A 26,419-nucleotide genomic window follows, 5' to 3' on the forward strand; every position below is an offset into this window, starting at 1 on the left:
TAGCACCGGGGTTCCACCTCTTCCCATTCCGAACAGAGAAGTTAAGCCCGGTCACGCCGATGGTACTGCGTAACAGTGGGAGAGTAGGTAGTCGCCGTTTTAGAAGAAGCCTCCGTATCGGATGATACGGGGGCTTTATTCGTTTTAAGAACTTGCATTTGATCTTTATTTCTTTGGAAATAGGATTGTTGCAATGATTAAAAGTGCTTAAAACCAGATAATTATCTTACCGTTTTATTCTGTAATTCCATTCTTTTTTGTATCTTTACTACATATTAGAAGGTATAATAAGAACTTTAATCAGCGAACATTTTGCAATCGGTTTATGTTTATTAGGTAGACTCATTGAATGACATGAAAACAACTGTAAAGACATTTTGGATTAGTATGCTACTGATACTCACTTGCAGTATGAGTGGGAAAGCTGCTGACTTTGCCAAAGTCTGTATAAAGTCTGCCGAAACTTGTGAGGTTTCTGCAACTTTGTCTTCATGTTCGTCTACTTCATCTAAAAATTTAAAGCAAGACAATTCAAGATTTGCCGATACCGAATATTCATGGACAGCAGATGTTGAATTGGGCATTAAGCCTGTTTCGGAAATTTATTCTTCTAATCAACAGCGCATACGCAGAGTGATAGAGGATAACATATTCCTCAGAAATATATTCCTGATATTGTCCAACCATGAAAACTTACTTGTACATGGCAGGACCAAACAATACTTTTCAGATAAAGACCCGTACTATGCAGTGACGGGTAGTGATTACTACATCTATACGCTTCGGCGGATTTTGATTTAGCCACTAACTTCCTTTTTTAATTTCCCCCTTTTTCTTCCTTCTTTGATTGTGAAAGGAAGTGAGAGCAGGTGACCTGTGTGTGCATATGTGCTGAATGAGGTTGCAAGGATGAATTACGCCCTATTGGTCCGTAAGAGGGAAGTTATACCCCTACGCTTTATTTTCAAAATCAATTTTAATACCAACAATTAAACTTTTAATCATGGAAACAACTCAAAAAAAAGCAGCCTCTTTTAAAGGTATCAAGTCCGCCGGTTGGGTAATCGTAATTTGCTTTATCATTGCCGTACTTATTTTTAATTTTGTTCTTGGAAATCCTTCCAACTTCATGAACAATGACCCGAATAACCACCCGTTGCCCGGAAATTTCTTGGGTACTATATATAAAGGTGGATTTATTGTTCCGGTAATCCAAACTCTCTTGCTTACCGTTATTGCTCTGAGCATCGAGCGTTACATTGCTATTCGCGCCGCTTTCGGTAAAGGTTCTTTAGTGAAGTTCGTAGCCAATATCAAAGCTGCGCTGGCTGCAGGTGATATGAGGAAGGCTCAGGAGATTTGCGATACACAACGCGGTTCTGTAGCCAATGTAGTAAACGCAACTTTAAGGAAATATGCCGAAATGGAGAATGATACGGAATTGGCCAAGGACCAAAAGTTGCTTGCCATCCAGAAAGAACTGGAAGAAGCTACCGCATTGGAGCTGCCGATGATGGAACAGAACTTGCCGATTATCGGTACTATCACCACTTTGGGTACATTGATGGGATTGCTGGGTACGGTTATCGGTATGATTCGTTCGTTTGCAGCCTTGGCTGCCGGAGGCAGTGCGGACTCTATGGCATTGTCACAAGGTATTTCCGAGGCTTTGATTAATACAGCTTTCGGTATCTTGACGGGTGCTTTGGCGGTTATCTCTTATAACTATTACACCAACAAGATTGATAAGTTGACTTACAGCCTTGATGAGGTTGGCTTCTCCATCGTGCAGACTTTTGCCGCTACACATAAATAAATTGAGATGTGAGATTTCTCGATTATTAATTCTCAATTTTTAATTTGATAATTATGGGTAGAGCGAAAATAAAAAAGAAAAGTACGTTCATCGACATGACTGCCATGAGTGACGTAACCGTATTGTTGCTTACTTTCTTCATGCTGACTTCTACGTTTGTGAAGAAAGAACCGGTACAGGTAACCACTCCGGCATCCGTTTCCGAGATTAAGATACCGGAAACGAACGTTCTCCAAATATTGGTTGACCCGAACGGAAAAGTATTTATGAGCCTGGACAAGCAGTCCGATTTGCGCAATGTGCTGGAAGCTATGGGGCAAGAATACGGAGTGACCTTTACTCCCGAGGAAACAAAGACGTTTATGCTGGCATCCACTTTCGGAGTGCCGATGAAGAGCATGAAGAAATTCCTCAGTTTGCCGCAAGACCGGCAGGACGCTGTGTTAAAGAATGAGGGGATACCTACCGACAGTATCGATAATCAGTTCAAGGCTTGGGTACGAAATGCCCGTGCCACGAATTCCGATTTGCGTATTGCCATCAAGGCAGATGCTGATACTCCTTATTCCGTAATCAAGAATGTTATGAACTCACTTCAGGACTTAAGAGAGAATCGGTATAACCTGATTACTTCCCTGAAGACCACATCTGAAGACTAACGAAAGGAAACATTATGGCTGAAATACAAGAAAGCGGTAATAAGAAAGGTGGAAAAAGCAAACAAAAGAAGATGACCGTCCGGGTGGACTTCACGCCGATGGTGGATATGAATATGTTGCTGATTACCTTCTTCATGCTGTGTACTTCACTGAGCAAACCTCAGACAATGGAGATAAGTATGCCGAGCAATGACAAGAGCATCACCGAAGAACAGCAAAGTAAAGTGAAAGCGTCGCAGGCTATCACGCTGTTGCTGGGAGATGACGATAAATTGTATTACTACGAAGGAGAGCCCAACTATAAAGACTACACCTCACTGAAGGAGACTTCCTATCAGGCTGACGGTTTGCGGGCTATGCTCTTGAGACGTAACAGGACTGCTGTAAATGAGGTGAACAAACTGAAGCAGCAAAAACTGGAACTTAAAATATCAGAAGACGATTTCCGTAAGCAGCTTTCCGAGATAAAGAGCGGAAAAGATACGCCGACGGTTATCATCAAGGCTACCGACGCAGCCTCGTATAAGAATCTGATTGATGCCCTCGATGAAATGCAGATATGTAATATAGGTAAGTATGTGATAACGGATATTGCCGATGCCGACCGGTTCCTGATAAAGAACTATGAAAGCAAAGGCGAGCTGTCGCAGAATATTGCCGAATAATAACACCTAAAAACAGAAGAATATGGCTAAAGTAGATTTAAGTTCTTTGGAATGGTGTGACCTTATATTCAACGGCAAGAATAAAGCGTACGGCGCCTATAAGATGCGTGAGGATTCTCCACGCCGCCACAATATAGCTGTGATACTGGTGATAGTGATAGCCCTGATAGGCTTCAGCATTCCCACCCTGATAAAGATGGCTACCCCGAAGCAAAAGGAGGTGATGACCGAGGTTACCACTCTGTCGCAGTTGGAAGAACCGGAAGTGAAACAGGAAGAGATGAAGCGAGTAGAGCCTGTTGCTCCGCCACCGCCGGCTTTGAAGAGTTCCATCAAATTCACTGCTCCTGTCATCAAGAAAGATGAAGAAGTGAGGGATGAGGATGAAATCAAGAGCCAGACCGAGCTGACGGAGACGAAGGTCGCTATCTCCATTGCCGACGTGAAAGGCAACGATGAAGCCAACGGAAAGGATATTGCCGACTTGAAACAGGTAGTGACACAAGCTCCTGTGGCAGAGGAGAAAGTTTTCGATATGGTGGAACAGATGCCTACCTTCCCCGGTGGTCAGACCGAATTGATGAAATACATTGCCAACAATTTGAAGTATCCGACGATTGCGCAGGAAAACGGTGTTCAGGGACGGGTAATCTGCCAGTTTGTGGTAGGTAGCGATGGTGGTGTAAGGGATGTCAAAGTTGTAAAGACCCTTGACCCTTATTGCGACAAGGAAGCTATACGTGTGATAATGTCGATGCCCAAATGGATACCCGGTAAGCAAAACGGTAAGGCGGTGTCTGTGAAATATACAGTTCCTATTGTCTTTAGGTTGCAGTAAATTGTGTGTTATGAAAACGGTGAAACAACTTCAGCTTTCAGGTTTGATAGTAATGCTGGTTCTGGCTTCTGCCTGTCGGCAAAAGTCCAAGGACGGACTGACGGATACCTATACTTCCGGCGTCATAGCAATTGCCGCCGACGAAAGTTTCCGGCCGATTGTGCAGGAAGAGATAGATGTGTTCGAGGGTTTGTTTCCTTTGGCGGGAATTGTGCCCCGTTACGTGACGGAAGTGGAAGCCGTCAACCTTTTGCTCAAGGACAGTTTGCGGTTGGCTATAACCAGCCGCAGGCTGACTCCGGAAGAGATGAATTCCTTCAACAGCCGCAAGTTCTTCCCGCAAGAGATAAAGATTGCCACGGACGGACTGGCATTAATCACCAATCGGAATAATCCGGATACATTGATTAGCGTGAAGGACTTCCGCCGTATTCTTACCGGGGATGCCGGGCAGTGGAAAGATATTTATCCCTCATCCCGTTTGGGAGATATTCACTTGGTATTCGATAACAAGAATTCCAGTACTGTACGTTTTGCTGTGGACTCCATAGCCCGAGGAGCACCGCTTTCAAGTCAAGTGAAGGCACTGAAAACGAATAAGGAAGTCATAGACTATGTAGCACGTACGCTGGATGCAATGGGCGTAATCGGGGTGAACTGGCTGAGCGACCGCAACGACAGTACGGGGCTTTCTTTCAGTAAGGAAGTTCGGGTGATGTCTGTCAGCGCTGCCGGCAAGGCTACGCCGTCCGACAGCTACAAGCCTTATCAGGCATATCTGTTCTACGGCGATTATCCGCTGGCACGCAGCATCTATGTTCTATTGAATGATCCGCGGAGTGCACTCCCGTGGGGTTTTGCTTCCTTCCTCGCTTCCGACCGGGGACAGCGGATTATATTGAAGTCGGGATTAGTACCCGCCACCCAACCGGTGCGTGTGGTAAACGTCAAAGATGAATAACTAAAATGAATGCTGACATGAAACGTAAATTATTATTCTGTATGGGAGCGTTGCTGTTTTCCGGTACGCTTGCCGCACAAACGCCTGTGCCCGAATGGCAGGCAGGGGTAGATGAAGTAAAAAGCCTGATAAAGACAAATCCCGAACAAGCATCCGAAACAGCCGGAGAGTTGTTGAAAGGGAAAAACAAGAAAAATGTATCACTGATTGTCTCCGTAGCCCGCGCCTATCTGGATGCCGGTAAGCGGGCAGAAGCGGAAAACTATCTGAAATTAGCCCAAAAGGCAGACAATAAGGATGCAAGCGTGTCCGTACTGGAAGGAGACATTGCGCTTGCAGGAAAGGATGTAGGGCGTGCCTGCCAACTTTACGAACAGGCTATCTACTTTAATCCCGATTGCAGGGAAGCCTATCTGAAGTATGCACGGGCCTATAAAACGGCAAGCCCCTCACAAGCTATCGACAAGCTGCAACAGCTGAAAGCACTGGCTCCGGACTATCCGGAAGCCGATAAAGAACTTGCCGGGGTGTATTACGCCACCAACCGTTTCGGCAAGGCGGCAGAAACCTATGCCAAGTTCATAGACACTCCCGTTGCTACGGAAGATGATATATTGAAGTATGCTTTTGCCCTGTTCCTGAACCATGATTTTGAGAAATCACTGCAAGTGGTTCAGAAAGGTTTGCAGAAGAACGGACGTCATGCGGTATTCAACCGTCTGGCCATGTACAACTACACCGACCTGAAACGCTACGATGAAGCGGAGCAAGCTGCCAATGCCTTCTTTAACGCTTCGGACAATGCCGACTATTCGTATTTGGACTACCGCTACTACGGAGTCCTGCTGAGTGCCTTGGAGAAGTACGACCAAGCCATTGCAGCGTATGGCAAAGCGCTCGAACAGGATAGTAGCCAGATTGATGTCTGGCGCGAGATATCCGATGCGTACGAATTGGAGAATGACTATGCACAGGCCATCGCCTCCTATCAAAAGTATTATGATGCTTTAAGTCAAGACAAAAAGACGCCCGAAGCACTATTCCAGCTTGGACGTCTCTATTACGGTCAGGGTACATCTTCGGATACGCTCTCCGTTCGGCCTGCCGACCGTGTAGCGGCATTGCAGGCTGCCGACTCTGTGTTTGCGCTGGTTGCCCGACAAGCTCCCGACAGCTACTTGGGTGATATGTGGCGTGCCCGTACCCATTCCGCCATGGACCCGGAGACTACCGAGGGACTGGCAAAACCTTATTATGAGAAGGTGGCGGAAATGTTACTGGCAAAGAACGAGCCGAGGTATAACTCTGCATTGATTGAGTGTTACAGTTATCTGGGGTACTACTATCTGCTGAAGAGCGATTATCCGGCTTCAAAAGAGTATTGGAATAAAATTCTGGCTATCGACCCCACCAATGTCACAGCTAAAAAGGCGTTGGACGGCATCAAATAGCAATAATTTTAGTTGTTTGTCGTGTCGGGAGGAGTGGAGAGTGATTCTTAGCTCCTCTCATTCTTTTTATCAACCTATCACTACTTGTGCAAGAAGTATTCAGCCTGCAAAGACCTGTTTTGATGTATATCATAACTCATTTTGATATACGTCAAAACGGATTATCATGTATATCAAAATAGAGAATATTCTTGCCTCGCTTTCTTGTCTGAAAAGGGAATAAAAAGAAAAAAGACCGCTGAATTAGCGATCTTCTTTTAGTTGCGGAGGCCTGACTCGAACAGACGACCTTTGGGTTATGAGCCCAACGAGCTACCAACTGCTCCACTCCGCGATGTTTTGTGGGTGCAAAGGTACGGCTTTTATTTGAATGTGCAAATAAAAGCCGAATTATTTTTCATAAAAAATGTACTAATATACATAATCGGCTGATAAATAGTCTGATAAAATGAGAACATCTTCCATCCGCCATTCAGCTTGATTGTTAATAAAATGCGCTTTTGTTTGTGATATATGCGGAAATGTCTTACTTTTGCACAAATTATTAAGCAATGTGCAATTAGTCTATGGCCGTATCGAAGACAAAAGCTAAATTAGTGGATGTAGCCCGTCAGTTGTTTGCTAAAATGGGTGTTGAGAATACCACGATGAATGATATTGCCCTCGCTTCTAAAAAAGGTAGGAGAACGCTTTATACCTATTTTAAGAGCAAGGAAGATATTTATATGGCTGTTGTCGAATCGGAGTTGGATATGCTTTCGGACATGATGAAGCGTGTGGCGGAGAAAGACATATCGCCGGACGAGAAGATGATTGAGATGATATACACACGTCTGGACGCAGTGAAAGAGGTGGTATTCCGCAACGGTACGCTTCGGGCTAATTTCTTTCGTGACATTTGGCGGGTAGAAAAGGTGCGAAAGCGTTTTGATGCCAAGGAGATACTGCTGTTTAAGGAGGTATTGCGCGAAGGAGTGGAGAAAGGCGTGTTCAGAATAGACGATATCGACATGACCGCCGAACTGGTGCATTATTGTGTAAAAGGGATTGAAGTGCCCTATATCCGCGGCCATATCGGCGCAAAGCTGGATGATGAGACCCGCGACAAATATGTTGTCAACCTTGTGTTTGGCGCACTGCATAGAACATAAAAACATTTAATCAATAATTTAAAAACAGTATGGGATTATTAGACGGAAAAACAGCCATTGTAACCGGAGCCGCTCGCGGCATTGGTAAGGCTATCGCATTAAAGTTCGCTCAAGAAGGAGCTAATATAGCATTCACCGACTTGGTGATTGACGAAAATGCTGAAGCTACGGCGAAGGAAATCGAAGCGTTGGGCGTAAAAGCCAAAGCATATGCTTCCAATGCGGCAAGCTTTGAAGATACCGCCAAGGTGGTAGAGGCTATCCATGCAGACTTCGGTCGCATTGATATTCTGGTAAACAACGCAGGTATCACCCGCGACGGTTTGATGATGCGTATGACCGAACAACAATGGGATATGGTTATCAACGTGAACCTGAAATCAGCTTTCAACTTCATTCACGCTTGTACTCCGATTATGATGCGCCAGAAAGCCGGAAGCATTATCAATATGGCTTCCGTAGTAGGTGTTCACGGCAATGCAGGCCAGGCCAACTACTCTGCTTCCAAGGCCGGTATGATTGCATTGGCGAAGTCCATCGCACAAGAACTGGGTTCTCGCGGCATCCGTGCCAACGCCATCGCTCCGGGCTTCATCATGACGGCCATGACAGATGCCCTGTCCGAAGAAGTAAAGGCCGAATGGTGCAAGAAGATACCTTTGCGTCGCGGCGGTACACCCGAAGACGTTGCCAACATTGCTACCTTCCTGGCTTCTGATATGTCTTCTTATGTATCAGGACAGGTGATTCAGGTAGACGGTGGTATGAATATGTAACATCCAAATTACTGAATAAATGACTGTCGTATACGAGGACAATCATATCATTATAGTAAACAAGACCGCTTCCGAGATAGTTCAGGGAGACAAAACGGGCGATACGCCGCTTTCGGAGACCGTAAAGCTGTATCTCAAGGAGAAATACCAAAAGCCCGGCAATGTCTTTATCGGTGTCACGCACCGTCTGGACCGCCCCGTAAGCGGTCTTGTTGTTTTTGCCAAAACCAGTAAGGCGCTTACCCGTCTGAACGAGATGTTCAAGAACAGCGAGGTGAAGAAAACCTATTGGGCAGTGGTGAAGAACCAGCCTCGGGAGCCGGAAGGCGAGCTGGTGAACTATTTGGTACGTAATGAGAAGCAAAACAAGAGTTATGCCTACGATAAGGAAGTGCCGAACAGCAAGAAAGCGATTTTGCATTATCGGCTCATAGCCAAGTCACAGAACTACTGTTTACTGGAGATAGACCTGAAAACGGGGCGTCATCACCAGATACGTTGCCAGTTGGCAAAGATGGGGTGTCCCATTAAGGGAGATTTGAAATACGGCTCTCCCCGTTCCAACCCCGACGGAAGCATCTGCCTGCATGCGCGCTTTGTGCGCTTTGTACATCCGGTGTCCAAGGAACTGATAGAGGTGGAAGCCCCTGTTCCTGCCGGCAATCTGTGGAATGGCTTTGAAATGATTTGATAATCTGTTAATAACAAATTCAATGAAAAAGATTCTGATTCTTTCGGGACTGTCCCTGCTTGCAGCGTTTGCAGTCCGGGCGCAGGATAAAGTGACCGAATACAATGTACGTCCTGCCGTTGCGGTGCGTACTCCTATTCAGGGGGACAGCATCAACTTTACAGGAGAGAAATTCACGACCGATAACCTGCTGAAGACCGACATCAGCCTTGACTTCGACGGACGTCCTTACGAACGCATAGCGGCAGATACCGCAGGCTATGTACGGGTGGAGAAAGCGGATAAGGATAATCTGTTCTATCTGTTTGCCACCAACCTGCGTGCGGAACGCTTTATGAAAGGAAAGCTGAGTATTTACTCTCCCGCGCGTTTCGAGGTGTTTGTGAATGGCGTTTCCAAGCAATCCAAAACGACTGCGGAAGATAGCTTGTCGCAGGTTGCCCCTTCGGTACTCAGTTTGCGTCTGGAGCCGGAAGCGGATTATGAGATAGTCGTTAAATTGTTGTCAGCGGCTGCTGATAAGGCCGTTCCCGCATTGAAGTGCGAGTTTGAGAAAGATAAGGAGTTTGCCGATGTCGGCTATCGGATTGCACCCGATTTGAAAAGACGTTTCGCACTGCACAATACGGCTTTCGGAAGCCGCGTGCGTTCGGTCAGTCTCTCTCCGAACGGCAAGTATCTGCTTACCTGCTATGCGGATAACTATTCGTTGAAACGTTCAAGGACACGTTGTGAGCTGACTGAACTGAAGACAGGCAGGGTGATACTGCCCGCTGCCGATGAGAAAATGCGCTGGATGCCCCGTAGTAATAAGCTCTATTATACTGCAACCGGCAGGCAACGGAATGATTTGGTGGTGTTCGACCCGGTTACCATGCGCGAGGAAGTGCTGCTGAAGGATGTTCCCGAAGGATATTTTGCATGGTCGCCCGCAGAAGACTATCTTATCTACTCTCCCGATGATAAGGGAGAAGCGGTCAGCGGTCCTTTGAAACGGCTGCTGCATCCCGACGACCGTATTCCCGATGCGCGTTCCCGTAACTATCTTGTTAAGTACGACCCGGCAACAGGCCTCTCCGAACGACTCACTTATGGCAGCCATGCCGTCTATCTGAATGACATATCTTCTGACGGCAAGAAACTCTTGTGCTCCACCTCTAAATCGAATATCACTCAGTGTCCTTTCTCCCTCACTTCCATCTTCGAGGTCGATTTGGCTACGTTGCAGGTGGATACGCTGGTGGCATGGGATCCCTATGTCAACAGAGCGGCTTACTCTCCCGACGGTGGACAGCTTTTGGTAATAGGCAGTCCGATGGCTTTTGACGGAATAGGGAAGAATTGCGGCGGGCATCCTGTCGCCAATGATTTTGATACCCAGGCATTCATTGTGGACAAAGCCACGAAAAAGGGCAGTCCTATCACACGCGATTTTAATCCCGCCGTTGACTTCTTGCAGTGGAACCGTGTCGACGGTTGTATTTACTTCAATACAACGGACGAAGATTGCAGACATATCTACCGCTATGTTCCGAAGACGGGCAGCTTTGAAATGCTGCCGCTTCAGGAAGATGTGATTTCTTCCTTCGATTTGGCGGAACACAATCCTACGGTTGCCGCCTATGTCGGTGGTGGAAATACCAGTGTGGGAGTTGCCTATACGTACGATGTGAAGAAGAAAACGTCTGTCTTGCTTGCCAACCCGATGAAGCCCGTTTTGGATAAAATAGATATGGGCGCCATGAAGGAATGGAACTTTATGGCGGAAGACGGTACGGAGATAAAAGGCATGATATGCCTGCCGCCGTCTTTCGACCCGAATAAGAAATATCCGCTTATCGTTTATTACTATGGCGGGACTACACCTACCACACGCGGCATTACTTCCCCTTATTGTGCGCAGCTGTTCGCATCACGCGATTATGTGGTTTATGTTGTCCAGCCCAGCGGAGCTATCGGTTACGGTCAGGAATTCTCCGCCCGCCATGTCAACGCATGGGGAGAACGTACCGCTGATGAAATTATCGAGGGAACGAAGAAATTTTGCGCTGCTCATCCGTTTGTCGACGACAAGCGTATCGGTTGCATCGGAGCATCTTATGGCGGCTTCATGACGATGTACTTGCAGACAAAGACGGACTTGTTTGCCGCTGCCGTTTCGCATGCAGGCATCAGCAACGTGACCAGTTATTGGGGCGAGGGCTATTGGGGCTATTCCTATAACTCCGTTGCCGCTGCCGGGAGCTATCCGTGGAATAATCCCGACCTGTTTACAAAACACGGGGCATTGTTCAATGCGGATAAAATCAAGACTCCGCTGCTGTTGCTGCACGGTACGGTCGATACGAATGTGCCTGTAGGCGAAAGCATCCAGTTGTACAATGCGTTGAAGATATTGGGCAAGCCGGTGGAGTTTATAACGGTGGATGGCGAGAACCATTTCATCAGTGATTATCCCAAGCGCGAGCTATGGCACAACTCTATCATGGCATGGTTTGCACGTTGGTTGCAGGACAGTCCGGCATGGTGGAATGACCTTTACCCGGAAAGACATTGGTAAATGAAAGATAACAAAAAAGCCGTTTCCCGGAATAGACAAGGAGGAAACGGCTTTTTTGTTGTTAGTGCGCTTACTATTATTCGGCCACTTCAAGTTGTGTTTTGGATGCTCTTGGCCATTTGCAACTGTGCTCAGACCAAGAACTATCCGTCACAAACAAACATAAACAGGGCTGCTACTAATACTAATCTTTTTGTTTTTCAATTGCTTTAATAGGTTTATATTTGGTTCAGTCTTAGTTTAGGTAGATTTTGCTTTAATACTACTGTGGACTTGATGTCCACATAAACTATACTTCAAATGATGTGCCAAAATTAGCAAGTGAGTGATAAGGAACTGATAATTAGCATGCTAATGTTGCGGCGGCGGGATGGCACATCGTAGAAATGTGTGGAAATGTGTGGAAAGTGTGGAATGGAGTGTAGAGTTTTTCCACAATCACAGTTCTATTCCGTATAGTTTAAGTTTGTTGTAGAGTGTTTTCCGGTCTATGCCGAGTAGTTGTGCGGCGCGGCTTTTGTTGTAACCTGTCTGTTTCAAGGCTTCGATGATTTGTTGCTTTTCGGCTTCTTCGTTGCGGAGCGGCATACCGGCAGACGGAGTAACCTGATTTTGCAGTTCGCTAAGTTCGTTCAGGGTAATGAACCTGTCTTGAGCTAAGAGGGTGGCTCGGCGGACGATATTCTTCATCTGGCGCAGATTGCCCGGCCACTGGTATTCCAATAAGGCTTTGGACGCTTTCTCGTCAAAGCCGATGAGATGCTTGTCCAGTTCACGGTTGGCTTGGTCAAGGAAGAAGTTGGCAAAGAGAAGGATGTCCTCGCGGCGGTCTTTCAGCTGCGGCATACGCAGGGTGAATTCATTGATGCGGTGGTAGAGGTCTTCGCGGAATGTACCTTTCTCGATGGCCTGTTCCAGATTCTCATTGGTGGCGGATACTAAGCGCACATCTACCTGTATCTCCTTGTTAGAGCCGATAGGACGTATTTTACGTTCTTGCAGGGCGCGAAGCAATTGTATCTGTACCTCATAGCTGAGGTTTCCTATTTCATCCAAGAAGATAGTACCGCCGTTGGCAGCTACGAATGCACCGGTTTTGTCGGTCAGCGCACCGGTAAAAGAACCTTTTACATGACCGAAGAATTCGGAAGCGGCAAGTTCTTTGGGAATAGCTCCGCAATCAATGGCTATGAACGGCTGTTCTGAGCGTCGGCTCAGCTGATGGATGCGTTGTGCCACGTACTCCTTGCCTGTTCCGCTGGCTCCGTTGATGAGGACGGACATATTGGTGGGAGAAACCAGATTTACATAGTTATAAAGTTGTTTGGCAGCATCGCTTTCGCCTTCCAGATAGTCGGATGAAGCGCCTTCTGCACCTTTCAGGCAGAGATTGTTGTTGCTCTCGGAATACATGGTCTGTTTGGGTGAAACAGACGGTCTGTTTGAGGCAAACGTATCATCTGTTTGGGGTGAACGCATGGTCTGTTTTGAGACAGCGGATGAGAGTTTCAGGGCTTCATCCATTTTCTTCAATAGCTCATCGGGATTTACGGGCTTTGCGATGTAGTCGCACGCACCCAGTTTCATAGCTTGTACGGCGGATTGTATATCGGCATAGCCCGTCATGATGATAAGAGGTATATGCAAGGAATGTTCTCCCAGCCATTTCAGCAAGTCTATGCCGTCACGGTCGGGCAGGCGCAAGTCGGACAGTATCAAGTCTACTGTTTCGTTTTCAATATGCTTTTGGGCTCGGGATATGCTGCTGGCCGAACTGACTTGGAAACCTTTCTTGCCAAGCCATGTTTTCAACATCATACCGTAAGTGATGTCATCTTCTACGATTAATATGGATTTCATCCCTTCTGCTTTTTATCTCTTTTATGATGCAAAGGTAAATCGTTTTGTTCGATTTTAGTATATTTGCAGACTTAAATTAAACAAAAAGACAGATGAAAAGAAATCTCATTGTATTATTAACTATACTGGCTTGCGGTCTGACGGCCTGCAAACCAGGACAAAAGAAAGACGGAAATATGGAAAAAGAAACGAAGTTGAAGATTGAAACAAGTGCGGGTGACATCATCGTGAAATTGTATAACGAGACGCCGAAGCATCGCGATAACTTTATCAAGCTGGCCGAGGACGGTACTTATGAGGGTACTCTGTTTCACCGCGTCATCAAGGACTTCATGATACAAGCGGGAGACCCCGAATCGAAGAATGCTCCGAAAGGCAAGATGCTGGGAGCCGGTGATGTGGGATACACTGTTCCTGCGGAGTTTGTCTATCCTAAATACTTCCATAAGAAAGGTGCGCTGTCGGCTGCCCGTCAGGGAGATAATGTGAACCCGAAGAAGGAGTCATCCGGCTGTCAGTTCTACATCGTGACCGGAAAGGTGTATAACGACTCCACGCTTCTCGGCATGGAACATCAGATGAACCAGGCACGCCTGAACAATGCTTTCAATGCTTTGGCGCAGAAGCATATGAAGGAAATCTACAAGATGCGTAAGGACGGAGATCAGGAGGGATTGATGAATCTGCAAGATACACTCATCGCGCAGGCTGAGGCTCAGGTAGCCAACGAACCGGAATTCCGTTTCACGCCGGAGCAGGTGAAGGCTTATACTACTGTTGGCGGCACGCCGCATCTGGACGGCGAATATACCGTATTCGGCGAAGTGGTTGAGGGCATGGATATCGTAGATAAGATTCAACAAGTGAAGACAGACCGCAGTGACCGTCCGGAAGAGGATGTGAAGATTAAAAAGGTGACTGTGATTGATTAATAAAGAATGAAGATAAATAAGCATTGCTTCTCCAACGGCCTGCGGCTGGTACATCACGAAGATACCAGTACGCAAATGGTGGCGTTGAACATAGTTTATGATGTCGGTGCGCGCGACGAGCATCCCGAACATACCGGTTTTGCCCATTTGTTTGAGCATCTGATGTTCGGCGGTTCGGCGCATATTCCCGATTATGATACGCCCTTGCAACTGGCGGGGGGAGAAAACAATGCTTGGACAAATAATGATATAACCAATTACTACCTTACTGTTCCGAAACCGAATGTGGAGACAGCCTTTTGGCTGGAGTCCGACAGGATGTTGGAGCTGGCTTTCAGCGAGCAAAGCCTCGAAGTGCAGCGCGGTGTGGTAATGGAAGAGTTTAAACAGCGCTGTCTCAACCAGCCGTACGGTGATGTGGGACATTTGCTCCGTCCGCTGGCATTCCGGGTACATCCGTACCGTTGGCCCACTATCGGCAAGGAACTTTCGCACATAGAGCAGGCTACACTGGACGAAGTAAAGAGTTTCTTCTATCGCTTCTATGCTCCGAACAATGCCGTGTTGGCTGTGACGGGAAACATTTCATGGGATGAAACTGTTAGGCTTACCGAGAAGTGGTTTGCTGCCATTCCGCGGAGAGACGTTCCGGTGAGGCGATTGCCGCAAGAGCCGGAGCAGACGCAGGAACGCAGGCTGACGGTAGAAAGAAATGTGCCGCTGGATGCCTTGTTCATGGGTTATCATATGTGCAGTCGTGAGAGTGCCGATTATTATGCATTCGATATATTGTCCGATATTCTCAGTAACGGGCGTTCCAGTCGCTTAAACCGTCGTTTGGTGCAAGAACAGAACATTTTCTCCGGTATTGACGCATACATCAGCGGCACGCGTGATGCGGGGTTGCTGCAAATCAGCGGTAAACCTGCGGCAGGTGTGTCATTGGAACAGGCGGAAGCGGCTGTCCGCAAGGAATTGGAAGAATTGCGGCAGTCTCCGGTAGGTGAGCAGGAGTTGGAGAAGGTCAAGAATAAGTTTGAATCCACCCAGATATTCGGCAATATCAATTACCTGAATGTAGCCACAAACCTTGCTTGGTTTGAACTGACGGGAAAGGCGGAAGATATTGACCTCGAAGTAGAGCGTTATCGTTCTGTTACGACGGAGCAGCTGTATACTGTGGCGCAGCGTAGCTTCTGCGAAAACAATACCGTGGTATTATATTATAAGAGTGATAAATGAAACAAAAGTTTCCTACATTCCCTTATGCCTTTAAAACTGTTAGTTTTTCCCTTTGAAATAAATTTTAGACAGTAAGATGATGAATTTAATAGCCGGCTATAAACAGCATTATAAAGCGTTGATATTTTTGGGGCTTCCCATTGTTATCGGGCAGGTGGGTGTAATTATTCTCGGTTTTGCAGATACCCTGATGATTGGGCATCACAGTACGGAGGAACTGGGTGCGGCTTCTTTTGTAAACAATGTATTTACGCTTTGCATCATTTTCAGTACCGGTTTCAGCTACGGACTGACACCTATTGTGGGCAGTCTTTACGGCAATCGTCGGTTTGCCGAAGCGGGGCAGGCATTGCGTTGCAGTCTGGTGGCGAATGTACTGGTGGCGTTGCTCCTTACTCTCATCATGACGGTGGTCTACTTCAACGTGGAACGTCTGGGGCAGCCCGAGGAGTTGCTGCCATTGATAAAACCTTATTATCTGGTATTGCTTGCTTCGTTGGTTTTCGTTATGCTGTTCAACGGCTTCAAGCAATTTACGGATGGCATAACAGATACCAAGACCGCCATGTGGATACTGCTGGGCGGGAATGGCCTGAACATCATAGGCAACTATATTCTTATCAACGGTAAGTTGGGCTTTCCCGAGTTGGGACTGTTGGGGGCGGGTATCAGTACGCTATTCTCACGTATTATGATGGTTGTGGTCTTTGCGCTGATAGTGCTTCGCGGCCGCCGTTTCATCCGTTACCGGGTCGGGTTCTCCCGTATGGGGTGGTCGCTTCCGGTGTTCAGGCAACTCAATGCGCTGGGCTGGCCCGTCGGGTTGCAGATGGGAATGGAGACGGCTTCTTTCAGCCTTAGCGCTATCATGGTGGGGTGGCTGGGAACTATCGCTTTGGCGTCCCATCAGATTATGCTGACTATTTCGCAATTCACTTTTATGATGTACTACGGTATGGGCGCAGCGGTAGCGGTACGTGTCAGCAACTTCAAGGGGCAGGGCGACATGGAGAACGTACGCCGTTCCACCTATGCTGGCTTCCACCTGATAATGGCTATGGAGATAGTTCTGATGAGTATTGTTTTTGTGATGCGCGGACAAGTGGGCGGTTGGTTTACGGACAGTGCCGAGGCTTCGGCGTTGGTAGCGTCTTTATTCTTCCCTTTCTTGATTTATCAGTTTGGTGACGGATTACAAATCAACTTTGCCAATGCACTGCGAGGCATATCGGATGTAAAGCCGATGATGATTATTGCGTTTATTTCTTATTTTATTATATCTTTGCCCGTAGGATATTTTTGCGGTTTTGTACTGGGCTGGGGATTGGTCGGCGTCTGGATGGCTTTCCCGTTCGGACTGACCAGTGCCGGATTGATGCTGTGGTTGCGCTTCCGCTATAAAACGGGAAAGAAGGTGGAATCTTTTTAATGATGAATAGCGTATCGAAAGTAAAGATAGCTGTCGGCTACACTCTGTTGTTGGGAGTGTTGTTCTTTTCCCTGTTCTTTGTGCATCGGGAGATGGAGAATCTTATGCTTTCCGATAATCAGGATGTGCACTGGACGGACAGTCTCATCACCCTGCTCCGGGAGAAGGATGAAAATACGATTTATATGCTGCGTGTGTTGAGCGAGACGAACGATAGTATGGTGTCCACCCGCGAGATAGAGAACATCATCGCTACCCAGCAAGATTCGGTGGTTACCAACCGACGCGTGCAACACCGCATTATAACGCATCGTGACACTGTGGTCACCAAACCCAAGAAAAAAGGCTTCTTCCGCCGCTTGGGAGAGGTGTTTGTGCCGCCCAAAAAAGATACCGCCATCCAAGTGAAGACTTCCCTTGAATATGCCACGGATACGGTGATTGATATCTATAATCCGGTGGATTCCCTTCAGGAAAAACTACGCGCCGTGGCGCAGCAGAAGAAAGAAAGCAGTGCGGTTGTACAACGCCGCAGGCGTACTTTGCAGCGTATGGACAAGATGCTGACTGCACGTATAGACAGCCTGTTGAAAGGTTATGAACAGGAAACCTTACAACGTGCCCGTGAAGAAGCGGAATATCAGCAATCCGTGCGCCGCCACTCCGTTAAGATAATCAGCGGCATTGCAGTGGGGGCAGTGTTGCTTTCTGTCTTTTTCCTGATAATAATAGGACGCGATATCACGCGCAGCAACCGCTATCGTCGCGAATTGGAAGAGGCCCGCCGTCGTGCCGAAGACTTGCTGGCTACGCGGGAGAAGATGATGCTTGCCATTACCCATGACTTTAAGGCGCCGCTCGGCTCCATCATGGGCTATGCCGACTTGCTCTCCCGTCTGACGGTGGACGAAAGGCAACGTTTCTACTTGGACAATATGAAAACCTCTTCGGAGCACCTGCTGAAACTGGTGGTTGATTTGCTTGATTTTCATCGGCTCGATCTTCATAAAGCCGAGATAAACCGGGTTACTTTCCACCCTGCCCGTTTGTTGGAGGAGATTCATGTCAGTTTTAAGCCGTTGACCTCTGCCAAAGGACTGGAACTGCATTGCGATATTGCTCCCGAACTGGAGAGCACATATATTAGCGACCCGCTCCGGCTTCGCCAGATTATCAATAACCTGCTTTCCAATGCTGTGAAGTTTACGGACGAGGGCAGTATAATGTTGACGGCACGCTACGAAAATCGTCGGCTGGTCGTTGCCATCGCCGATACGGGCAAAGGTATGGAACCTGCCGACAAGGAGCGGATATTTCAAGAGTTTACCCGTCTGCCCGGTGCGCAGGGCAAAGAGGGATTCGGACTTGGGCTATCCATTGTGCGTATGCTCGTACAATTGCTGGAGGGGACGATTGATGTGGATAGTGTGCCGGGCAAAGGAAGTACGTTCACGCTACGTGTGCCTTTGTTTCCTGTACGCGTATCGGAAGGTGCAGGTGAGAAAGCGCAGGAAATATCCGCATCTCCACAACCCTCGCTTCGGGTACTGCTCATAGACGACGATAGTATTCAACTTACACTTACTGCAGCCATGCTCCAACATAGCGGTATCGTTTCGGTGTCGTGTATGCAACTGGATGAATTGCTGGATGCTTTGCGCTCCGATACCTTTGATGTGTTGCTCACGGATGTGCAGATGCCGGCCATAAACGGCTTCGACTTGCTGAAACTGTTGCGTGCATCGAATCTTCCTCAGGCACAAACTATCCCTGTGATAGCCGTTACGGCACGTAGCGATATGAAGCCGGAGGAGTTCAAGGCATATGGCTTTGCCGGTTGCCTGCACAAACCGTTTACGATGGCGGAACTCTTCCGCGAATTGAATACGGAAGGCTTCGGGCAAGAAGCTGCCCGGCAAGGGAAAGAAGTGGCGGGAGGCACTGCTGAGGCTTCATCTCCAAATCATCCGTATAACTTCTCGGCGCTTACCGCTTTCTCTGGCGATGACCCTGAAGCTGCACATTCCATTCTTGAGAGCTTTGTTTCCGAAAGCCGCCTTAATGCTGAACGCTTACAGAAGGCGGTAGATGCAGCTGATATGGACGAGGTGGCTGCCGTTTCACATAAAATGATTCCTCTTTTTACGTTGATTGGGGCTGCGGAGCTGGTAGAGGAACTTAAAGTATTGGAAGGTCTGCGAGGCGTCTCCTTTACTGCGGAACAAAAGCAACGGGCACTCCGGTCGCTTGCTTTCATTGAGGATATTATCCGCTTACAGACCCATACAGATTCGGATAAGTAGCCATAAACACCGGTATAGCGCAGTATTTTTACTCTTTAGGAACTTTATCTCAAAATTAATTGTTTACTTTGTACAACTTTTAATAGATGACAGCTTAACGTTCCAATGAGAAGAAAATGGTTAAAGGGGGCACTTTGGGTGCTGCTCACTCCTATTATCCTATTTGTAATAGTGATGATATTGCTTTACGTGCCTCCCGTACAGAATTTTATACGGAAGCAAGCTATCGCAATAGCATCGGACGCTACGGGCATGAATATTTCCGTAGAACGAATTGATCTTCGCTTCCCTTTGAACTTGCTTGTACGTGGCGTACAGGTGGTGCAGTTGGAGAACGCCGCCGCTGATGTTCAACATCCCGATACTTTGCTGAATCTTGGAAGTTTGAACATAAGTGTGCAGGCATGGCCTTTATTGCAGGGCAAGGTAGAGGTGGATAATATAACCTTGCAAGAGGTTGCCGTAAATTCTTCCAATCTGCTGGAGGGTATGCATATAAAGGGAACGCTTGGACGGTTCTTCCTTGAGAGTCATGGCATTGACCTGAAGAGAGAAAATGCCGTATTGAATAGTGTGGAGCTGAGTAATACCCATATGCAAGTAATGCTTGCGGACACTACCGAAGCCCCGAAAGATACTACTGAAACCGTCGTAAACTGGAAGATAGCCCTGCATGATTTGAAACTGAAAAATGTTTCGGTAGATTTGCAGATGCCGCTCGATTCTATGGCTTTGGCTGCCAATATCGGTGATGCAAGCATTGAAGATGCGAATGCCGACTTTAAACGTCAGCGCTATGGTTGGAGGAAGTTTGCCCTTACGGGTACTACTGTGAATTATGATTCGGGTACAGCTGCTCCTATAGAAGGTTTTGACGCTTCACATATTGCTTTGCGTGATATTCGCATCGGCATTGATTCGGTAATGGCTTGCGGTCGTGATATGAACGCCATTATTCGTGAATTCTCCATGTATGACCGTTCCGGACTGAGTGTGACTTCTCTGACCGGCCGTCTGTTTGCCGATTCAACCGTTATCCGTGTGCCTTATCTGCAACTCAAGACCCCGCACAGCAACATGGATCTGACGGCGCAAACCTATTGGAAACTCGTAGATATACCTACCACTGGACATTTGTCCGCCCGCTTTAATGCCAATATCGGCAAGCAGGATGTGCTGCTCTTTGCCGGAGGATTGCCCGAAACCTTTAAGGATGCTTATCCTTTCCGTCCGTTGGTAATTCATGCCGGTACGGAAGGAAATCTGAAGCAAATGCAGATTTCCCGTTTCACAGCCGAACTGCCGGGCGCTTTCTATTTAAGTGGCGGCGGTGAATTGTGGAATCTTACAGATAGTTTGAAGCGTAGCGGAGAACTCGACTTTGAAATGCAGACGCAGGACCTCAATTTCCTTACCGGACTTACCGGAGTAACACCCGACGGGTCTATCGTTGTACCCGACAGCATGAATCTCATGGCGCGTCTCGGGCTTGACGGACCACAATGCAATGCCATTCTGAAAGTAAAGGAAGGTGAAGGCAGCTTGAATTTGGATGCTGCCTACAACTTGGCCACCGAGGCCTATCATGCCGACCTTGCGATAGATGCTTTGCAACTCCATCATTTCTTGCCCAAAGATTCTATTTATACACTTACGGCTCAAGTCTCCGCCAAAGGGCAAGGAGTGGATATTGCTTCCCATAAAACAATAGCTCGTGTAGAAGCCAAACTGGCCGAACTGCAATATGCCCGCTGGAATATATCGGGTGTGGATTTGAATGCAGGCTTAAAGTCATCGGTAGCCTCCGTGCACCTGACGAGTGATAATACTTTATTGAAAATGCAGTCTGAGGCGGATATGCGCCTTGACCGTAAATATATGGACGGTAAGCTGACCGTGAATGTGGAAGAATTGGACTTGCATAAACTGGGAGTAGCATCCGAACCTTTAGAGCATCCGTTTGCGTTTAATTTAGGTGCGGAGGCACGCCATGACTCCATTAAGTTAAGAATGGACGCCGGTGATATGAATCTGCAGTTCCGGGCCCGCAGTACTTTGAAAGAACTGTTGGAACAATCGGATGAGTTTGTTGCCATTCTTATGAAGCAGATAGACGAAAGGAAATTGGATCATGCGGCTTTGAGGCGGGTGCTGCCGTCAGCCGGTATGCAGTTGACGGCGGGACAGTCTAATCCGGTCAGTTATTTCTTAAAAACAAAGGACGTGGCGTTCCATGATTTTACTCTTCGTTTCGGGTTTACTCCGACGCGGGGCATCAACGGACGGACAGCTGTACATGGGTTGAAGGTGGATTCGTTGCAACTGGACACAGTCTTCTTTGCAGTTCGGCAGGATACCTCACGCATGGTGTTGCAAAGCGGTGTGATTAATGGACCGAAGAATCCACAGTTCGTATTCCGTAGTACGCTTACCGGTGAGGTTCGTAGTGAAGATGCCGAACTGACAGTGAACTATGTGGACGGCGAGGGGCAGACCGGAGTCTTGTTTGGTATTAATGCCCGCCCATTGACAGAGGGACATGGCAAGGGCAACGGGGTATTGCTCAATCTTACGCCTGCCGAACCGATTATTGCGTATCGTAAATTCCATTTTGTGGATAAAAGCAACTGGGTTTACCTGCATAAGAATATGCGCGTCTATGCCAATATTGATATGGACAGTGACAATGGTTTGTCCTTCCGTATGCAGTCGGATAAGAACGACAGCATCTCATTGCAGAATATGAATGTGGAATTAAGCCGTTTCCAGTTGGGTGAGTTGAGTGAGGTTCTTCCTTATATGCCGCGGTTGACCGGTCTGTTCTCCGCAGAAGCTCAGTATATACAGACGGCTACCTCCTTGCAGGTATCTGCCGAAGCCAATATTGATGAATTGACATACGAACGTCAGCACGTGGGAGACATTGGCATGGGTGCTACATGGTTGCCGGGTGACAAAGGGGCTACACATTATTTAAATACATATTTCAGTTATGATAATCAGGAAGTGCTGACTGCCGACGGTATACTGACGCAAAAAAATGGTAGGGATACATTGGAAGTAACTACCACTTTTGAACATTTCCCGATGAAGATAGCCAATGCTTTTGTTCCGGATCAGATGGTCTCCTTTACCGGTGACCTTGACGGCGGAATGTACATCTACGGGCCATTGGATAAACCCAAGATGCACGGAGATATTACGCTGGACAGTGTGTCGGTATATGCACGTCAGGCAGGAGCTCGTTACTGGTTTGATGAACGTCCGGTGCAGATTAAGGATAACCAACTGATATTTGATAAGTTTGCTATCTATACCACCAGTAAGAATCCTTTTACGATTGACGGAAAGGTTGACTTCCGTAATTTGGAACGTCCTACGGCGGACTTGAAGCTGAAGGCAGAAAACTATACTCTACTGGATGCGCCGCGTACTCGCGAAAGCATGATTTATGGTAAAGTTTTTGTTGACTTGAATGCTACGGTGCGGGGACCTTTGGATGCTCTGACTATGCGTGGTAATATGAATCTGTTGGGAAATACAAATGCCACTTATGTGTGGACAGATTCGCCGCTGGCTGTGGAAGACCGCTTGGACGGGCTGGTTACTTTCACTTCCTTTGCCGATACAACTTCGGTGAATACGGATGAAGCCCCGGTCATGTCTTTGGGCGGTATGGATATGATAATGACCGTACATATTGATGATGCGGTGCGTTTGCGTGCCGACCTCAGTACCGACCGCAGCAAGTTTGTTGAATTGGAAGGCGGTGGTAACCTGAATCTGCAATACACCCCTCAGGGCGACTTGAACCTTACCGGACGTTATACTCTCTCAGGCGGTATCTTGAAATACTCCTTGCCTGTTATACCTCTGAAAGATTTTCAGATAAATAGTGGCAGTTATGTGGATTGGCGGGGCGATCCGATGAATCCTACACTGAACTTGAAGGCAACGGAACGCTTGCGTGCTTCGGTGGCTGACGGTGACGACGGCGGTACACGTATGGTGAACTTTGATGTCTCTATCTCCATAAAGAACAAGATGACAGCTCCGGAATTGGTATTTGACATCTCGGCGCCTGATGATGCCACCATCGAAAATGAGTTGCAGGCAATGGGTGCTGAAGAACGGAGTAAACAAGCGATTGCCATGATGGCTACGGGCGTCTATCTGAACAGTGGTGCCAAAGGTGCCGGACTGACGATGGGCAGCGCTTTGAACAGTGTGTTGCAAAGTCAAATTAATTCATTGGCAGGTTCCGCCCTGCAAAGCGTCAATGCCAGCTTCTCAATGGGGATTGAAGACCGTACGGCTGCGGAAACAGGCGATACGCAGAAAGACATCAGTTTCCGTTACTCGCAGCGTCTCTTCAATGATAGAGTACAGATTGTTATTGGCGGTAAGGTGTCTACGGGAGCTAATGCCACTAATGATGCGGAATCGTTTATAGACAATGTGTCTTTGGAATACAGGTTGGACAAATCCGGCACTCGTTATGTCCGTGTCTTCCATAATAAAAACTATGAAAGCGTACTCGATGGCGAGATTACCGAAACCGGTGTAGGTATGGTGCTTCGCCGTAAAATGGATCGCTTGAGTGAGCTTTTCCTTTTCAGGAAAAAGAAGAAACCGATGGAGACCGAAGAGAAGAGATGACGGCATTAATCTGAAAAGTAATGAACGATATGAAACGACTGATACTATATATAATAGGTGTAATCCTTTTGGCAGCCTGTTCCACTACTAAACATCTGCCCGAAGGTGAAGTGCTGTATGTGGGACAGAAGAAGACGATTGTAGAGAATTATAAGTCCACTCCGGTTGGAGAAATTGCTTTGGAAGAAGTGAATGCCGCTTTGGATAAAGCTCCTAACAACTCTATATTTGGAATACGTTATCCGTTCCCTTTAGGACTGTGGATATATAACGGATTTGTGAAATACGAGAAAGGTTTAGGCAAATGGGTATTCAATACCTTTGCAGCTACGCCGGTATTGATGTCCGCTGTCAATCCTGATATTCGTCAGAAGGCGGCTGCCAACCTGTTGCGTGACTATGGCTATTTTAATGGTAAGGTCAGTTACCGTACTTTTGTTGACCCGAAAGACTCTCTGAAAGCGAAAGTACAGTATACGGTGGATATGCGTAATCCCTATTATATAGATACGGTTTTCTATCATGGTTTCAGTGAACGTACATTGCGTATTATGAATATGAGCCGTCGTCGTTCACTGATTAGTCCGGGAGAGCAGTTCAATGTGCTCGACCTCGATGGGGAACGTACACGTATCAGTACCCTGTTGCGTAATGTGGGGTGTTATTATTTCAGTCCTGAATATTTGACGTATCAGGCAGATACGACCCAAGTGCCGGGAGGTCATGTGGCGATGCGTATGGTGCCCGTTGCCGGCATGCCTGCTGTGGCGGAGAAACCGTTTTTTGTGGGAAAGAAATCTTTTTATCTTTATGGCAAACAAGGGCAGATGCCTAATGATAGCATAGATTATAAAGGTCTGCATATTTACTATCATGACAAATTGCGGGTACGCCCCAATATGCTTTACCGCTGGCTGAACTATCATGCTTATCGGCAAAAACGCCAGGTACAGGACAGTACGGGCATTTCGAAGCGGCGCTCCATGCAGAATATGTATAGTTTGTATCGCCAGACCCGTATTCAAGAACGCTTGAACAATGTGGGTATCTTCCGCTATCTCGAAATGAGATATACGCCGCGTGATACAACCTTTGTATGTGATACGCTTGATGTAAATATACATGCAGCCTTGGACAAACCTTATGATGCTGAATTGGACTTCAACGTGAAGATGAAAAGTAATAATCAGACAGGTCCGGGAGCCTCGTTTACTGTAACGAAGAATAACGTCTTCGGGGGTGGTGAGTCTTGGAATGTCAAGTTGGATGGTTCATACGAGTGGCAGACCGGAAAGGATAGGTCTTCGTTAATGAACAGCTACGAAATAGGTCTGTCAACTTCGCTTATGTTTCCGCGTGTAGTCTTTCCTCGTTTTGGTGACAGAGAGTATGACTTTCCGGCCATGACAACTTTTAAACTGTATATCGACCAGCTGAATCGTGCCAAGTATTATAAACTTCTGGCATTCGGGGGAAGCGCCACCTATGATTTCCAACCCAAACGCACGAGCAAGCATAGCTTCACACCGTTTAAGTTGACATTCAACGTGCTTCGTAATCCCACAGAGGCCTTCAAGCAATTGCAGGCAGATAACCCGGCGCTTTATGTCAGCTTGCGCGACCAGTTTATTCCTGCCATGGAATATACCTATACTTACGATAATGCGTCCATAAGCCAAGTGCGAAATCCTATTTGGTGGCAGACAACGGTAGGTTCGGCAGGTAATGTTACTTCGTGTATCTATCGCATATTCGGAAAACCGTTCAGCGAAAAAGATAAAAAACTGTTGGGTGTGCCCTTTGCACAGTTCTTAAAGGTGAACAGTGAATTTCGTTATCATTATAAGATTGATAAGAACCAGATGATTGCTTCACGTATTGCCGGCGGGGTGATATGGTCGTATGGAAATGCGTTGTCGGCTCCTTATACAGAGCAATTCTATATCGGCGGCGCTAATAGCATACGTGCATTTTCCGCCCGCAGTATAGGTCCGGGCGGTTATGCTCCGGATAAGGAAAGCAAGTATTCTTTCATCAATCATGTGGGCGACATACGTATGGAGGCCAATGTAGAGTACCGTTTTCGTATCATCGGAGACTTGCATGGAGCGGTGTTCTTGGATGCAGGTAATGTGTGGTTGATGCGTAAGGACGATTCACGTCCCGGCGGTGAATTCACCTTGAAGAATTTTGCCAAACAGGTGGCTTTGGGCACGGGGGCAGGTATACGTTATGATATGGATTTTCTCGTTTTCCGTCTGGATTGCGGAGTCGGTTTGCACGACCCGTATGAAACCGGTAAATCGGGATATTACAATATTCCTAAGTTCAAGGATAGCCTTGCCTTGCATTTCGCTATTGGCTATCCGTTCTGATTAAAAAAAGCAGACCTGTTGATTGCAGGTCTGCTTTGTTGTGAGTTGATA

Annotated in this window: 18 protein-coding genes, 1 tRNA gene and 1 rRNA gene; 18 read left to right on the forward strand and 2 right to left on the reverse strand. The window is 47.2% G+C overall.

What is annotated here, in order from left to right:
• The 8 genes from rrf to KG118_RS10805 all read left to right on the forward strand — a co-directional run.
• Window positions 1–100: ribosomal RNA gene (gene rrf, locus KG118_RS10770) — 5S ribosomal RNA — on the forward strand; the annotation flags it as partial.
• A 254-nt stretch (window positions 101–354) separates the two neighbouring features.
• Window positions 355–801 carry a hypothetical protein gene (locus KG118_RS10775; RefSeq protein WP_117712999.1) on the forward strand — a complete coding sequence of 149 codons (447 nt, stop codon included), beginning with the start codon at window positions 355–357 and terminating at the stop codon, window positions 799–801.
• A 202-nt stretch (window positions 802–1,003) separates the two neighbouring features.
• Window positions 1,004–1,816 (forward strand): MotA/TolQ/ExbB proton channel family protein, encoded by an 813-nt coding sequence (locus KG118_RS10780; protein WP_117712936.1) that lies wholly within the window; start codon window positions 1,004–1,006, stop codon window positions 1,814–1,816.
• A 53-nt stretch (window positions 1,817–1,869) separates the two neighbouring features.
• Window positions 1,870–2,475, forward strand: coding sequence for an ExbD/TolR family protein (locus KG118_RS10785; protein ID WP_117712937.1), 606 nt, complete (start codon window positions 1,870–1,872; stop codon window positions 2,473–2,475).
• An 11-nt stretch (window positions 2,476–2,486) separates the two neighbouring features.
• Window positions 2,487–3,140: an ExbD/TolR family protein gene (locus KG118_RS10790; RefSeq protein ID WP_117712938.1), complete on the forward strand. Its 654-nt coding sequence runs from the start codon at window positions 2,487–2,489 to the stop codon at window positions 3,138–3,140.
• A gap of 22 nt (window positions 3,141–3,162) precedes the next feature.
• On the forward strand, window positions 3,163–3,978 hold the full coding sequence (locus tag KG118_RS10795) for an energy transducer TonB (RefSeq protein ID WP_117712939.1): 816 nt from the start codon (window positions 3,163–3,165) through the stop codon (window positions 3,976–3,978).
• Between the two features lie 10 nt (window positions 3,979–3,988).
• A complete protein-coding gene (locus KG118_RS10800; RefSeq protein ID WP_117712940.1) occupies window positions 3,989–4,939 on the forward strand; it encodes a PstS family phosphate ABC transporter substrate-binding protein in 951 nt (316 codons plus the stop codon).
• Window positions 4,940–4,944: 5 nt separating this feature from the next.
• Window positions 4,945–6,390, forward strand: coding sequence for a tetratricopeptide repeat protein (locus tag KG118_RS10805; RefSeq protein WP_117712941.1), 1,446 nt, complete (start codon window positions 4,945–4,947; stop codon window positions 6,388–6,390).
• 261 nt (window positions 6,391–6,651) lie between these two features.
• Here KG118_RS10805 and KG118_RS10810 read toward each other — a convergent pair.
• Window positions 6,652–6,724 (reverse strand) — tRNA-Met (locus KG118_RS10810).
• A 232-nt stretch (window positions 6,725–6,956) separates the two neighbouring features.
• Between KG118_RS10810 and KG118_RS10815 the strand changes: the two genes are divergently transcribed.
• The 4 genes from KG118_RS10815 to KG118_RS10830 are packed head-to-tail and all read left to right on the forward strand — an operon-like array spanning window position 6,957 to window position 11,568.
• Window positions 6,957–7,541, forward strand: a complete 585-nt coding sequence (locus KG118_RS10815; protein ID WP_117712942.1) for a TetR/AcrR family transcriptional regulator — start codon at window positions 6,957–6,959, stop codon at window positions 7,539–7,541.
• Window positions 7,542–7,570: 29 nt separating this feature from the next.
• Window positions 7,571–8,317, forward strand: a complete 747-nt coding sequence (gene fabG, locus KG118_RS10820; protein ID WP_117712943.1) for a 3-oxoacyl-[acyl-carrier-protein] reductase — start codon at window positions 7,571–7,573, stop codon at window positions 8,315–8,317.
• A gap of 19 nt (window positions 8,318–8,336) precedes the next feature.
• On the forward strand, window positions 8,337–9,008 hold the full coding sequence (locus tag KG118_RS10825) for an RluA family pseudouridine synthase (RefSeq protein WP_117712944.1): 672 nt from the start codon (window positions 8,337–8,339) through the stop codon (window positions 9,006–9,008).
• 22 nt (window positions 9,009–9,030) lie between these two features.
• Window positions 9,031–11,568 (forward strand): prolyl oligopeptidase family serine peptidase, encoded by a 2,538-nt coding sequence (locus tag KG118_RS10830; protein ID WP_117712945.1) that lies wholly within the window; start codon window positions 9,031–9,033, stop codon window positions 11,566–11,568.
• Window positions 11,569–12,006: 438 nt separating this feature from the next.
• On the opposite strand, the gene KG118_RS10835 is transcribed toward KG118_RS10830, so the two are convergent.
• On the reverse strand, window positions 12,007–13,428 hold the full coding sequence (locus KG118_RS10835) for a sigma-54-dependent transcriptional regulator (RefSeq protein ID WP_117712947.1): 1,422 nt from the start codon (window positions 13,426–13,428) through the stop codon (window positions 12,007–12,009).
• 92 nt (window positions 13,429–13,520) lie between these two features.
• On the opposite strand from KG118_RS10835, the gene KG118_RS10840 reads away from it, so the two are divergent.
• The 6 genes from KG118_RS10840 (at window position 13,521) to tamL (ending at window position 26,368) form a co-directional block, all read left to right on the forward strand.
• Window positions 13,521–14,360 carry a peptidylprolyl isomerase gene (locus tag KG118_RS10840; RefSeq protein WP_117712948.1) on the forward strand — a complete coding sequence of 280 codons (840 nt, stop codon included), beginning with the start codon at window positions 13,521–13,523 and terminating at the stop codon, window positions 14,358–14,360.
• Between the two features lie 6 nt (window positions 14,361–14,366).
• The gene (locus KG118_RS10845) at window positions 14,367–15,602 is read left to right on the forward strand and encodes a M16 family metallopeptidase (RefSeq protein WP_117712949.1); all 1,236 of its coding nucleotides are present in this window, start codon (window positions 14,367–14,369) and stop codon (window positions 15,600–15,602) included.
• Window positions 15,603–15,678: 76 nt separating this feature from the next.
• Window positions 15,679–17,031, forward strand: coding sequence for an MATE family efflux transporter (locus KG118_RS10850; protein WP_117712950.1), 1,353 nt, complete (start codon window positions 15,679–15,681; stop codon window positions 17,029–17,031).
• A gap of 2 nt (window positions 17,032–17,033) precedes the next feature.
• Entirely contained in the window at window positions 17,034–19,334 is a 2,301-nt protein-coding gene (locus KG118_RS10855) for an ATP-binding protein (protein ID WP_117713000.1), read from the forward strand.
• Window positions 19,335–19,439: 105 nt separating this feature from the next.
• Window positions 19,440–23,993 carry a translocation/assembly module TamB domain-containing protein gene (locus tag KG118_RS10860; protein WP_117712951.1) on the forward strand — a complete coding sequence of 1,518 codons (4,554 nt, stop codon included), beginning with the start codon at window positions 19,440–19,442 and terminating at the stop codon, window positions 23,991–23,993.
• Between the two features lie 29 nt (window positions 23,994–24,022).
• Window positions 24,023–26,368, forward strand: coding sequence for a translocation and assembly module lipoprotein TamL (gene tamL, locus KG118_RS10865; RefSeq protein WP_117713001.1), 2,346 nt, complete (start codon window positions 24,023–24,025; stop codon window positions 26,366–26,368).
• Window positions 26,369–26,419 lie beyond the last annotated feature (51 nt).

Origin of the sequence: Bacteroides propionicigenes (assembly GCF_018390535.1) — a bacterium.
In the GTDB taxonomy this organism is placed as follows: Bacteria; Bacteroidota; Bacteroidia; order Bacteroidales; family Bacteroidaceae; genus Bacteroides; species Bacteroides propionicigenes.